The organism is Xanthomonas populi, assembly GCF_002940065.1.
GTDB classification, from domain to species: domain Bacteria; phylum Pseudomonadota; class Gammaproteobacteria; order Xanthomonadales; family Xanthomonadaceae; genus Xanthomonas; species Xanthomonas populi.
On the sequence record NZ_MDEJ01000004.1, the window covers coordinates 52,449 to 65,424 of the forward strand.

Annotated in this window: 9 protein-coding genes and 2 pseudogenes; 5 read left to right on the top strand and 6 right to left on the bottom strand. The window is 64.5% G+C overall.

Annotation, left to right across the window (positions count from 1 at the left end; genetic code table 11):
* The first annotated feature begins 24 nt into the window (after positions 1 to 24).
* The 5 genes and pseudogenes from XpopCFBP1817_RS01415 (at position 25) to XpopCFBP1817_RS01435 (ending at position 7,633) form a co-directional block, all read left to right on the top strand.
* Entirely contained in the window at positions 25 to 3,039 is a 3,015-nt protein-coding gene (locus XpopCFBP1817_RS01415; protein WP_128415667.1) for a TonB-dependent receptor, read from the top strand.
* Between the two features lie 161 nt (positions 3,040 to 3,200).
* Positions 3,201 to 3,905 (top strand): annotated as a pseudogene (locus XpopCFBP1817_RS01420) (SapC family protein).
* A complete protein-coding gene (locus XpopCFBP1817_RS01425) occupies positions 3,895 to 4,908 on the top strand; it encodes a cupin-like domain-containing protein (RefSeq protein ID WP_128415668.1) in 1,014 nt (337 codons plus the stop codon). The pseudogene XpopCFBP1817_RS01420 and the gene XpopCFBP1817_RS01425 overlap by 11 nt, the downstream one beginning before the upstream one ends.
* 12 nt (positions 4,909 to 4,920) lie before the next feature.
* Positions 4,921 to 6,486 (top strand): annotated as a pseudogene (locus XpopCFBP1817_RS01430) (tryptophan halogenase family protein).
* 139 nt (positions 6,487 to 6,625) lie between these two features.
* Positions 6,626 to 7,633, top strand: a complete 1,008-nt coding sequence (locus tag XpopCFBP1817_RS01435) for an energy transducer TonB (protein WP_128415669.1) — start codon at positions 6,626 to 6,628, stop codon at positions 7,631 to 7,633.
* Positions 7,634 to 7,697: 64 nt separating this feature from the next.
* On the opposite strand, the gene XpopCFBP1817_RS01440 is transcribed toward XpopCFBP1817_RS01435, so the two are convergent.
* The 6 genes from XpopCFBP1817_RS01440 to XpopCFBP1817_RS22015 form a co-directional block, all read right to left on the bottom strand.
* Entirely contained in the window at positions 7,698 to 8,891 is a 1,194-nt protein-coding gene (locus XpopCFBP1817_RS01440) for an ABC transporter permease (protein WP_128415670.1), read from the bottom strand.
* Complete coding sequence (locus XpopCFBP1817_RS01445; protein ID WP_128415671.1) at positions 8,888 to 9,634, bottom strand: ABC transporter ATP-binding protein; 747 nt, start codon at positions 9,632 to 9,634, stop codon at positions 8,888 to 8,890. Before XpopCFBP1817_RS01445 ends, XpopCFBP1817_RS01440 begins: the two co-directional genes overlap by 4 nt.
* Positions 9,635 to 9,665: 31 nt before the next feature.
* Positions 9,666 to 11,279, bottom strand: coding sequence for an alpha/beta hydrolase (locus XpopCFBP1817_RS01450; protein WP_167393780.1), 1,614 nt, complete (start codon positions 11,277 to 11,279; stop codon positions 9,666 to 9,668).
* Between the two features lie 60 nt (positions 11,280 to 11,339).
* Complete coding sequence (locus tag XpopCFBP1817_RS01455; RefSeq protein WP_016903655.1) at positions 11,340 to 11,540, bottom strand: helix-turn-helix transcriptional regulator; 201 nt, start codon at positions 11,538 to 11,540, stop codon at positions 11,340 to 11,342.
* Positions 11,537 to 12,115 carry a hypothetical protein gene (locus XpopCFBP1817_RS01460; protein ID WP_128415673.1) on the bottom strand — a complete coding sequence of 193 codons (579 nt, stop codon included), beginning with the start codon at positions 12,113 to 12,115 and terminating at the stop codon, positions 11,537 to 11,539. Before XpopCFBP1817_RS01460 ends, XpopCFBP1817_RS01455 begins: the two co-directional genes overlap by 4 nt.
* Before the next feature lie 460 nt (positions 12,116 to 12,575).
* Positions 12,576 to 12,914 carry a hypothetical protein gene (locus XpopCFBP1817_RS22015; protein WP_128415674.1) on the bottom strand — a complete coding sequence of 113 codons (339 nt, stop codon included), beginning with the start codon at positions 12,912 to 12,914 and terminating at the stop codon, positions 12,576 to 12,578.
* Between the last annotated feature and the right edge of the window lie 62 nt (positions 12,915 to 12,976).

Consider the following 12,976-nt stretch of genomic DNA (forward strand, 5'->3'; position numbering starts at 1 on the left):
TTCGCTTGGGGGTAAGGAATCATCGTGAAAGAGCCACGCACCCCGCCGCGCACGCGGCCCTTGACGTCTGCCTTGCTGTTCGCATTGTCGACGCCGCTGGCTGCGCAAACCGCGCCGGCGCCGCAGTCGGCATCCACCGTCCCCAGCGCCAGCCAGGCCGATCCCGCCACGCTCGATGCCGTCCAGGTCACCGGTATCCGTGGCAGCCTCACTTCGTCGATGAACGTCAAACGCGATGCGCAAGGCATCGCCGACGGCATCGTGGCCGAGGACATCGGCAAGTTCCCCGATACCAATCTGGCCGAATCGCTGCAACGCATCAGCGGCGTGTCGATCGACCGCTCGCTGGGCGAAGGCTCGCGCGTGACCGTGCGCGGCGTCGGCCCGGACTTCAACCTGGTGCTGTTGAACGGCCGGCAGATGCCGGGTGCCAGCATCGAAGAATCCAATGCCTCCAACTCGCGTGCGTTCGACTTCGCCAATCTGGCGTCCGAGTCGATCTCCGGCATCGAGGTGTTCAAGACCAGCCGCGCCAGCACGCCTACCGGCGGCATCGGTGCGACGATCAACATCAAGACCAGCCGGCCGCTGGACAACCCGGGCCTGCATGCCAATGTCGGCCTCAAGGGCGTGCACGATGCGTCCAACGAGAACCTGCCCGGGCGTTTGCAGGGCGATGCGCTGACCCCGGAAATCTCCGGCATCTTCAGCAATACCTCGGCCGACGGGCGCTTTGGCGTGTCGCTGAGCGGCAGTTACCAGGAACGCGACTTCGGCTATAGCCAGGTCGGTGTGCCCAACGGCTGGCGTTCGTTCCGTGGCGATTCCACTGCTTACGGCACCATCCCGCAGCCGGGTACGCCGGGCTCGGAAAACATCGTCAACCGCCCCGGCCCGAACGATATCTATTCGGTCCCGCAGAACCTCAATTACCGCGTGGTCGGCGTGGAGCGCCAACGCACCAATGGTCAGTTGACGCTGCAGTACAGGCCGCTGGACAACATCACCACGACGCTGGATTACACGTACTCCGAAAACAAGATCCAGCAGCAGCGCAACGAGATGTCGGTGTGGTTCAACTACGGCCCGTCGGCCAGCGCCTGGACCAACGGTCCGGTGGCGGGGCCGGTGACCTATTCGGAAATCGTCAATCCGGCCACCAGCGATCTGGCCACCGCCGGCTCCAATGCGGCCACGCGCAACCAGAACAAGTCGCTGGGCTTCAACGTGGACTGGGCGGTGAACGACCAGTTCAAGCTCAACGTCGACATCCACCGCTCCACCGCCGAAGCCGGTGCGGACAGCCCGTACGGCTCGAGCAATTCGCTGGGTGTGTCGGGCTTTTATCGCGGCACCTCGGTGGTGGATTTCAGCAAGGATTTTCCGGTGTTGCAGCAGCAGTTGGGCTTCGGCCTGACCGGGCTGGATCCGTCGCGCACCTTGGTCACCGGCTCGGCGTTTCGCAACAGCTACATGAAGTCGGAAATCAATCAGGCGCAGGTCAACGGCGACTTCACCTTCGAAAATTATTCGCAGTTGAAGTTCGGTATCGGCAGCACCGAGGTCAAGAACCGCTCGGCGTTCTCCAACGTGCAGCGCGACACCTGGGGCGGCAACGGCACCGCAGCCGATTATCCGGATGATCTGTGGATTCCCAGCGCGTTTGCGCAGTACTTCGATGCGATCGATGGCAGCGGCAACCCGGCGCAGTTCAATCAGCTGTTGCTGTTCGACTTCGAGCGTGCACGCCAGGCCGCCGCGCAGGTGGCTGGCGATGATGCGCTGTACCGCACCTCGCCGGTCTTCAATACCGACCGCCGCGTGACCGAAAAGTCCAAGAACGCCTATCTGCAGTGGAACAACAGCTGGGACGATCTGCGCGTGCCGATCAGCCTGGCCGCCGGCGTGCGTTACGAAGAAACCAAGGTGGACGCGCAGGCGCTGGTGCCGGTTGCGGTGGGCATCGACTGGGTCGCCAACAACGAGTTGCCGATCCGCCTGGCAGACTCGGCGTTCGCCAGTGGTAGCGGCACATACGAATACTGGCTGCCCAGCCTGGATCTGAGCTTCAAGCTCACCGAGAATCTGGTGCTGCGCGGCAGCTACGGCGAAACCATCGGCCGCCCCGGCTGGGGCGATATCCAGGGCGGGCAGACGCTCAACCAGATCGCGCGCCTGGAAGGCGGCACCGGCCAGGAAGGCAACCCCGGCCTCAAGCCGCTGCTGTCGCATAACTTCGACCTGTCGCTGGAGTGGTACTACAGCGATGCCAGCTACGCCTCGATGGGCTTCTTCCGCAAGAACATCGACAACTACATCGGCGTGACCACGCGCGACGATGCTTCGCTGGGCTTGAACACGCCAGTGGGCGGTGCGTACTGGAACCAAGCGCTGGGCAACGGTTGCGCCTCGGCCGATCTGACCTGCATCCGCAACTACATCTTCCGCAATCGCGGCGGTGCGCCGGGCGTGGTGCGCGGGGCCGACGATGCCAATGGCAACGCCACCGGCGTGATCAGCGGGCAACCGGGCGATCCGGTGGCCAACTTCGCCATCACTGCGCCGGCCAATCAGCGCTCGGCCTCGCTGGACGGCTGGGAATTCAATCTGCAGCACATGTTCGGGCAGAGCGGCTTCGGTGTGTCGGCCAACTACACCATGGTCGACTCCGGGTTGACCTACGACAACGACGTGATCGGCGAGCAATTCGCGCTGGAAGGCTTGAGCGATTCGGCCAACGTGGTCGGCTTTTACGATCGCGACAAGTGGCAGGTGCGTGCGGCCTACAACTGGCGAGACGAGTTCCTGGCCGCACGTTTTGATGGCAGCGGCCAGCCCAACCCGGTCTATACCGAAGCCTATGGTCAGCTGGATCTTAGCATCGGTTATCAATGGACCGAGAACCTGTCGCTGAGCCTGGAGGCGATCAACCTCACCGACGAGGCACAGCGTCAGCACGGCCGTCACCCGAACCAGATCGTCTACGCCACCCAGACCGGCCCGCGCTACATGTTGGGCGTGCGCTACAAGTTCTGGTGAGGCAGCGCTGATCGATTGAGCGGCCCAGGCAGTCCATCTGCCGGGGCCGCTCGCACGGCCCCGCCCTGTCGCTTTTCCGGATGGAGTGGATCCGGGACTTGCCACGCCAAGCCAACTATCCAAGCATGGGCCACGCGCCCCGCGTGATGTGCCACTCCCCCATGACCAATGCCGTGTTGTTAAACAATCTCGATCACCGCGATCTGCGTGTGATCACCGCCCATGGCGCCGCCTTCGGCGACGACGTGATGTCGGCTGTGACGTTTCCGCAGGAATTTCGCCAAGTCCAGGCGCAATACCCGATCGTGTTCCATCGCAGCGGCGAGCGCAGTTTTCAGCCGCTGGCGTTGCTGGGCTTACGCCTGGGCGAAAACCTGTTTCTGGATGGCGCGCGCTGGGATGCCCCGTATGTGCCGCTGGCGATTCAACGCCAACCGTTTCTGATCGGCGAGCAAGCGGACGGGCCGATGGTACATCTGGATCTGGACAGCCCGCGCGTCAGCAGCACCGACGGCGAGTTGCTGTTTCGCGAACACGGCGGCACCACCGAGTTTCTCGACCACATCAGCCAGGTGTTGCGCACCTTGCACGATGGGCTGGCGGCGAGCGCAGCCTTCGTCGGACGCTTGCTCAATTACGATCTGCTCGAACCGTTCGTGTTCGATGCCACGCTGGAAAACCGCCTGGACTGCCGTCTGACCGGGCTATACGCCGTGCACGAAGAGCGCCTGCGCGCACTCGACGATGCCGCGCTGCTCAAGTTGCACCGGCATTGGCGATCTGGAGCCGCTGTACATGGCGGTGGCCTCGATCGCGCAGTTCCGCGCCATCTGCTCGACCGCATGCAGCGACGCCATGCAGGCTGAGCCGCGCGCCATCGAAGAACGGCACGGGCTGGACCCGCAGCAGCTGGACCCGGCCGTGCTGCGCTCCACCACGCCACTGGTGTTGCGCGGGCTGGTGCGCGACTGGCCGCTGGCGCAGGCCGGCGCGACCTCTGCCCAGGCAGCGGCCGCGTACCTGCGCGGTTTCGATCGCGGCCAGGCGGTGGTGGCACAGGTCGGCCCGCCGGAGATCGGTGGGCGCTTTTTCTACAACGCCGACATGAGCGGCTTCAATTTCCGCCCCGAGCGCGTGCCGCTGAGCGTGGTGCTGGACACCTTGCTGCGCGATCTGCATAACCCACAGCCGCCGGCAATCTATGTCGGCTCCACCACGCTGGACACCTACCTGCCCGGCCTGCGCGCACACAACCCGATCGCGCTGCCGCAAGCTGAGCCGCTGGCCAGCATCTGGATTGGCAACCGCACCCGCATCGCCGCGCATCAGGACCTGCCGGACAACCTGGCCTGCGTGGTCGCCGGGCGCCGCCGCTTCACCCTGTTTCCGCCCACGCAATTGGCCAATCTCTACATCGGCCCGATCGATCTCACCCCGGCCGGGCAGCCGGTCAGCCTGGTCGATATCACCGCGCCGGATCTGCAGCGTTTTCCACGCTATGCGCAAGCGCTGCAACACGCGCGGGTGGCCGAGCTGGCACCGGGCGATGCGCTTTTCATTCCCAGCATGTGGTGGCATCACATCCAAGCGCTGGACGCCTTCAACGTGCTGGTGAACTTCTGGTGGCGGCAAAGCCCGGCCTACATGGATTCGCCGATGAATGCACTGATGCTGGCGCTGCTCACCATCCGCGATCTGCCAGCGGAGCAACGCGCCATCTGGCAGGACGTCTTCGACCATTACGTGTTCGATGCCGACGCGCACACCGCCGCGCATGTGCCCGAGGCGGCGCGTGGCGTGCTGGCGCCGATGGACGAGACCCGTGCCCGCAGCCTGCGCGCACGGTTGCTGCAACGCCTGAATCGCTGAGGACCACTCGCCATGCCCGACACCCCATCTTCCGATCCGCAACAACGCCCGGTGCGCCGCGTCGTCATCGCCGGTGGCGGCACCGCCGGTTGGATGGCTGCTGCGGCGTTGTCCAAGGTGCTGGGCCGGCAACTGCAGATCACCCTGGTGGAATCGGACGAGATCGGCACGGTGGGCGTGGGCGAAGCCACCATCCCCAGCCTGGTCACCTTCCACCGTCTGCTGGAGATCGACGAGGCAGCCTTCATGGCCGCAACGCAGGCCACCATCAAGCTCGGTATCGGCTTCGAACAGTGGCGCGATGTGGACCGGCACTACATCCATTCCTTCGGCCACACCGGCACCGATCACTGGAGCGCGGGCTTTCAGCATTTCTGGTTGAAGGGCCGGCAGCGTGGCGTGGCGCGCGACTTCGGCGACTATTGCCTGGAGCTGCGCGCCGCACAGGAAGGCCGCTTCGCGCATCTTCCCAACGGCGGCATGCATTACGCCTATCACCTGGATGCCGGCCTGTACGCGCGCTTCCTGCGGCGTTTTGGCGAAGGCTTCGGCGTGCAGCGCATCGAAGGGCGCATCAGCCACGTGGAGACAGATGCGCACCGCGGTGATCTCACTGCACTGGTGCTGGACGAAGGCACGCGCGTGGAAGGCGATCTGTTTCTGGATTGCACCGGTTTCCGCAGCCTGTTGATCGGGCAGACGCTGGGGGTGGGCGCGGACGATTGGTCGCACTGGTTGTTCGCCGACAGCGCGCTGGCGGTGCAGACCGAACCGGTCGGCGCACCGCTGCCTTACACCCGCTCGCGCGCCGATCAGGCGGGCTGGATGTGGCGCATTCCGCTGCAGCACCGGGTCGGCAACGGCATCGTGTATTCCAGCCGCTACATGGACCAGGACAGCGCTGCGCAGGTCTTGCAGCGCAATCTCAGCGGCCGCGCGCTGACGCAGCCGCGCGCGTTGCGCTTCACGCCCAACCAGCGGCATCGGGTGTGGGAAAAGAACTGCGTGGCGCTGGGTCTGGCCAGCGGCTTTCTGGAGCCGTTGGAATCGACCAATATCCATTTGATCCAGCGCGGTATCATCCGCTTGATGCAGACCTTTCCGCAGATCATCAACGACGTCGATATCGCCGAGTACAACCGCCAGGCCGCCGAATAAATCACCCATATCCGCGATTTCGTGATCCTGCATTACCACGCCACCGACCGCCGCGACACGCCGTTCTGGCGCGATTGCGCGGCAATGGAGATCCCCGACACGCTGCGGCACCGGGTGGAGTTGTTCCGCCAGAGCGGGCGGGTCTTCCATCAGGCCAACGAACTGTTTGCCGAGAACTCGTGGGTACAGGTGATGCTGGGCCAGGGCATCACGCCCCGGCAGCATCATCCGGTGGCCGACCTGATGGGCGATGCGGAGCTGAGCCACTTCCTGGAGAACATCCGCACGCGTGTCGATGCCACGTTGGTGCGGCTGCCCGCGCATGCTGACTTTCTGCGGCGTTATTGCCCTGCGCCGCCGCTGCCCGAGCCGGCCGCACGGCTGCCGGCCGATGCGGCGCTCGCCACCCCGGCGGCATGAAAGTGCGCCCACCCCCGCGCCCCCTTTGGCTTAGACCGCCCCGGCAATGCTAGATTGCCGCCTTGCCGTCCATTGCGGGAACAATGGCCGGCGCTCGCCGCATCAACGTTATCTATCGCACTCGGGGTAAGGGGGACGCATGTCGGATCTGACACAGGGCCGTATGGCACGCCGGATCGCGCCAGTCATTTTGCTGGTTGGCCTGGCCGCCTGCTCCAAGCAGGAAGACAAGGCCGCAACCGCCGCGCCGGCCATCGGCGCAACGCCTGCGGCACCGGCCGCCGCGCCAACGCCAGCCACCGCGGTGTCGCCGCAGGTGCAGTCGATGGCCGCCGAGCAGCTGCGCGCATCGGCCACCAAGGCGCTGCAGGATAATCGCATGTATGCCCCGGCCGGCGACAACGCGGTGGAGTACTACCTGGCGCTGCGTGAGAAGCAGCCCCAGGACGCCACCGTTAACAGCGCGCTGACCGACCTGATGCCGTACACGCTGATCGCCGCCGAACAGGGTATCGGCCGTGAAAAATTCCCCGAAGCGCAGCGCTTGATCGCGCTGATCGAAAAGGTCGACCCCAAGGCACCGGCGTTGCCGCGCCTGAAAACCGGCCTGAGCGCCGGTATGCAGACCGCCTTAAACCGCTCCGAGCACGATGCCGAGCAGGCCAAGAAGTTGGTCGAAGACAAGGCCAAGCAAGCCGCCGAGCAGAAGCGTCTGGCCGAGCAGCAGACCCGCGAGGCGACCGCTGCGCAGCAGATCGCCGCGCAACAGGAAGCCGCGCGTCAGCAGAGCGCCGAAGCCGAGCGCCAGGCAGCGGCGCGTCGTCAGGCCGAACCTCCGGCACCGGCAGCACCGCGTCCGGCACCGGCTGCTGCGGCCGCTGCACCGAGCGCGCAGTCGCTGCGCCCGATCAGTACGCCGGCACCGCGCTATCCACCTGAAGCGCTACGCGCCGGCACCTCCGGCGAAGTGCTGGTGGAACTCACGGTTGGCACCGACGGCTCGATCACCGCCTCGCGCATCCTGCGCGCCAACCCGCCACGCGTGTTCGACCGCGAAGCCCTCAACGCGGTCAAGCGCTGGCGCTTCGAACCAGTGGCCGCACCGGTGACCACGCGGCGTACGTTGTCGTTCAATCCGGGTGGTTGAGTAGGGGGTTGGGCGGTTGAGTAGTTCTGCACGCGGCTGAGTGAGTGCGTGCGATGAAGGAACATCACCCCGAAATCGCCAACCGCTCGTGGTGATACCGCCGCACCGCCGCGTACCACAACACCGCCGCTACGCCGAAACCAGCCAGCAGATACACCGCCCAGGTCTGCGCAGTGATCTGCTCGTGGCGAATCACCTTCAACAGCATCTGGTTCTGCGCCAGAAACGGCACCGCGAAGTGCCACAACTGCGTCTTCAGCGGATACGCCATCAGCGCATACCCCGGCAGCATCGGCAGCAGCAGCAACCAGGTCATATGCGCCTGCGCTTCCTTCATGCTCTTGGCAGCAGCGGCCAGATAGGTCAGCAGCGAGGTGCCGACGAACAGCATCGGGACCAGGATGAAGAGCATCTGCAGCATCGGCAAGAAACCGACATTGAGCTGGCGCCCCAGGTTCGAGGTGGACAACTGCGCACTCAACTTGAAGGCCAGCAGCGTGAGCAACAACGACACCATGCCGATCACGCAGGCGGCAGCGATCTTGCCGCTCACAATCGCGCTGCGTGGCGCCGGTGTGGCCAGCAACGGCTCCAGCGACTGGCGTTCGCGCTCGCCGGCGGTGGCATCCAGAATCAGCGAGGCGCCGCCCAGAAACGAGGTGATCACCAGCAGCACCGGCAACAGCATCGCCATCATCTGGCCACGCTTGGCGTCGGCGGTGGCCAGGTCCTGCGCGGCGATTTCCAGCGGCCTGCCGACCTGCGCATCGATGCCGCGTGCCAGCAAGCGCAGTGCACCGACCTGTTGACTGTAGGCGCTGAGCGCGGCCTGCAGCCGCATGGCCGGCACGTCGGCCTCGCGCCGCGTGCTGTCCTTGATGACCTCCACCAAGGCCGGGCGGCCGGCACGCCAATCCTCGGCGTAGCTGGCGCTGATGCGCAGCGCCACATCCACATCCTGGTTGCGAATCGCAGTCGTCAGATCGGCAGGCGCAGCGACTGCGTTGAGCCCTTGCGCAGCCAGAAAACGCACCAGATTCGGCGCGTTTTCGCGACCGAGCGTGGGGATCTCCAGCGGCTTGTCGATCTGCGTGCGCACGCGGCTTTCGCTCAGTGCGCCCATGCCCAGAATCAGAATCGGATACAGCAATGGCGACAGCAGCAAGGCCAATGCCAGGGTGCGGCGATCGCGGCCGATATCGCGTAACTCCTTGCGCAGCACCGTCCACAGCGTGGACAACAGCGATGTGGTGTTCATGCGTGCAGTCCCTCGTCCGAGCCGATCGCCTTGACGAAGGCGTCTTCCAGATTGTCTTCACCGGTGGCAGCGCGCAGTTCGTCGGCGCTGCCGCAGGCCACCACCGTGCCCTTGGCAACGATGACGATGCGATCGCACAGCGCCGCTACCTCTTGCATGATGTGGCTGGAAAAAATCACGCAGCGCCCCTCTGCACGCAGGTGCTGCAGAAAGCCACGCATGGCGCGCGTGGTCATCACGTCCAGCCCGTTGGTGGGTTCGTCCAGGATGACGTTGCGCGGGTCGTGCACCAGCGCGCGCGCAATCGCGGTCTTGGTGCGCTGGCCCTGGCTGAAACCCTCGGTCTGACGATCGAGAATGTCGTCCATGTCCAACGCGGCCGAGAGCAAGCGTGTGCGCTCGGCAATTAGCGTGCGCGACATGCCATGCAGCTCACCGAAGTAGGCGATGTTTTCGCGTGCGGTCAGCCGCTTATACACGCCGCGCGCATCCGGCAGCACGCCAAGCGCGCGGCGTACGGTCACCGGGTCGCGTGCGGCGTCCACGCCATCCACAGTGACGCTGCCCTGGTCGGGCGACATCAGCGTGTAGAGCATGCGCAAGGTGGTGGTCTTGCCGGCGCCGTTGGGCCCGAGCAACCCGGTGATCTGGCCATCGGCGGCGCTGAAACTCACCCCGTCGACCGCCTTCACCAGCCCGGTCTTGGTATTGAACGATTTGTGTAACGTGTCGATGACGATCATGCGAGCGCCTCCGTGGCGTGGTCGTTGCGGCTCATGGTTCCCATCCGTTGAACGAGGTAAACGCGGGCACGCTGTTGAGGCTGTCCACGCACCGCGCTTCCAGTGCTTTGGCATCGGTGGTCTGCAAAAACTGGCCCAGCAACTTGGGCATGCGGCCCAGTCGAAACACGCCATGGCCCTGCCCCGGCGCCACCAGGTGACGGCCGTTGGGCAGGCCTGGCAGCACACGTTCGGCATAGCGCGGTGGCGTCACCGGATCGAGCTCGCCCGATAACAACAGCACCGGCACGTTCGATGTGAACGGTGCGGCATCGGCCGCTGGCGCCGGCAGTGCAGGCCAGGCCTTGCAGGGTGCGAAGAACATCTGCGCCACCGCTGCGCCCAGCAAGGTGGCGTCCTTGCCGGCTGTCGGCGTGTAGCGCCCGGCATCCTCGCTGCACAGTACCGACCACTGCATGGCGCGATTCATTCGATCGGACATGTCTGATGCGCTCATCTGCGCCAATGCCATCAGCGAGGCGTAACGCCCTGCAGCCGCTTCGTCCAGCACCAGCGGCAGCAGCGAGGCGGTTTCGGGCGCATACGAGAACCCGAACGCCAGACCCACCACGGTATCGGCAGTCACCTGCTCGTGGTGCAGCTCACCGGTGCGCGGGTCGCGGTAATCCACGGCAACCGGCGCCTGACGCAAGCGCTCAACGGCTTGCCGCAGCTGCGTGCGCGTATCCACCGGAAAGCGTTTGGCGCAGGCAGCTTCCTTGCGGCATTGGCTGGCCTGCAGCGCGATCGCATCTTCGAACGTGCGTGCGAACTCGCCACCGATCACCAGATCATTCGGCGCCACACCATCGAGGACCACACTGCGCGTGTGCTGCGGATAGCGCGTTGCGTAGTGCTGCGCCACGCGGGTGCCGTAAGAGCCGCCGATCAGATTGATGCTCTGCACACCCAAGGCCGCGCGCACCGCATCCAGATCGCCGATAGCCTGGCGGGTGGTGAAGTAACGTGGGTCGGCGTCGTTGCGTAACCCTTGCGCGCACTGGCGTGCGTAATCGGTCAGTTGCTCGGCGGTGGCCGCGCTGCTGTTGTCCAGCGTGAGCGGCTTGCCGGCGGCATCGCGGCACTCCAACGGATGAGACCCGCCGGTACCGCGCTGATCGACCAGAAAGATATCGCGCTGCTTGCGGACTTCATGCAGCCCCATGTCCACGATCGCGGCGACCTGCGTGGCCGATTGCCCCGGCCCACCGACGATGAAGAACACCGGATCCGGTTTGCTGCCCGCACCGGCATCGCTTTCCAGCCAGGCGATCTTCAATTCGATCCTGCGCCCGGTCGGTGCGGCCGGATTTTCCGGCACGCGCAAGCTTGCGCACTGCGCTTCGATATTGCCGGCCGCGCTGCCGGAACTCAGCGTGCACGGTACAAATTGCAGCGTGCCGTAGCGATTGCCTGCGGCCGTGCCGGTCTGGGTCTTTGCCGCACGCAGCTGCGTGCGGCTGGGCGCAGCTGCGCCAGCCTTGGTTGAAGCAGCTGCATATTTCGCAGGCGGGTTTTCAGCAGGCGTGTCTGCGCGCTGACATCCGGCAGCCAGCATCGCGATCAGCAATGCCGCTACCACTGTGGGTTGCTTCACCATGTCCACCATCTCTCCTGGTATTCCCTATCCCCTGACGCCGCACCCGGTCGGGTGTGACCGGCGCGACTACTGCCCGTCTTCGTAAAGAAAAACGTGCTCGATCGATTCCCCAAACAAACGCGCGATGCGAAACGCCAATGGCAGGCTGGGATCGTATTTGCCGGTCTCCAGTGCATTGATGGTCTGCCGCGACACGCCCAGCCGCTCGCCCAGCTCGCCTTGCGACCAGCCGCTGGCCTCGCGCAATTCGCGCACCCGGCTATTCATTGAAACCGTGCGTTGATGCGTTTGGTAATGCCGTAGATTGCGCGCAACATCGGAAACACCCACAACATCGCCACTGTCGCTGGGATGTCGATCAGCTCGGCGGCCTGCAAAAAACCACCGGTCATATACGCGCCGCTGACCAGTCCGGCGGCAATGGCGATCGACTCCGGTTCGATACGTCGTTGCATCTCATCCGAGTCGCGCACGTACCGTGCTACTGCGCGGATCACCAAGGCCACCAGCACGGCCGGCAACAACGTGATCAATACGCGCGCCCAGTTCGGATCCACGTGGGCAAGCAAATATGTCCAGAACAGCATCACCACCACATACAACAGCATCGGCACGCCGAATTCGCGGTGATAGCGCCGGGCCAGTGCGAGGCGCGTGCTGTCGCGCATGCTGCCGCGTGACAGCCAAAACAGCAACGCCAGCAGCAGGCACGAAACGCCCACACCCAGCCCGGCAACGTAAGCGCTCAGTGGCAGCCGCCGCCAGTGTCCGAGTGCACCCGCTGCGAGCAAGCTCAAACCCAGGCAGAGCGCGACTCGCGCGTTGCGGTTGTAGCGGGTCATGCGCCGTGCCTCGCATGCGCTGACGCATGCAATGGCAAGCCATTGATCCCCATCTCGGCACAGCCGCGAAGCAGCCACTGCGCCGACCATGCCGGTGTGCAATCCGATTGCCACTGCTGCTGACGCATCCATTTCACCTGTCAAGTCAACTTGATAGGCACGGTGCGCCCGGCGTGGCCAGCTGTCAAGCCTCCTTTACACGCCAGACGGCGCGCGGTCTGTCGTGATCGCCGACTCAACGTTGGCGTTGTGGGAATACCCAAAAGGCGCTAGTTCGGTACCCATAAGACGCTAGCGCGGCACCCATAAACAGCTAGTAGCGCCAGTTCGGACTCGACAGAGGGCTCGTACCTACCGAGACGTCTATTTGGATGGGCTTTAGGCATCGGCTAGTCGCGCACTAGCAAATTAGAGCTCCCTGCCATCCGTTTGGCGGATCACTCTTGCGCTTCGCACCGCTTTACGCACGCAGGACGGCGCAATGCTCCACGTCAACTACTTCTTCGAACTCGAGAAACGAGGAAGGTTTGGATGCCCCCGCTTCGGCGGCCGCCAATTCGCGACTTTTCTCATCCCAAGAATGCTTGACTCGCCAGCTCTTGGTGGGGCGGTAGAAGTTGTCTTGTCCTACCTCGATGAAACCCGAGGAGCGCAGATAGGAGCGCAGTCGCGGGTTGTGTACACATTCCACCAAAATCGCATCCCAAGGCACAGCGTGGTCAGCCAGATCTATGAAGTCTTTGAACCAGCCCTTTCCGCGTAGCTCCGGCGCGAGAAAGACACTATGGCCTGTTAACACATACGAAGCCCTTCAACGATCAGGACGAAGCTCAGGAATCCGAGGAACATGACGTCGAGCTT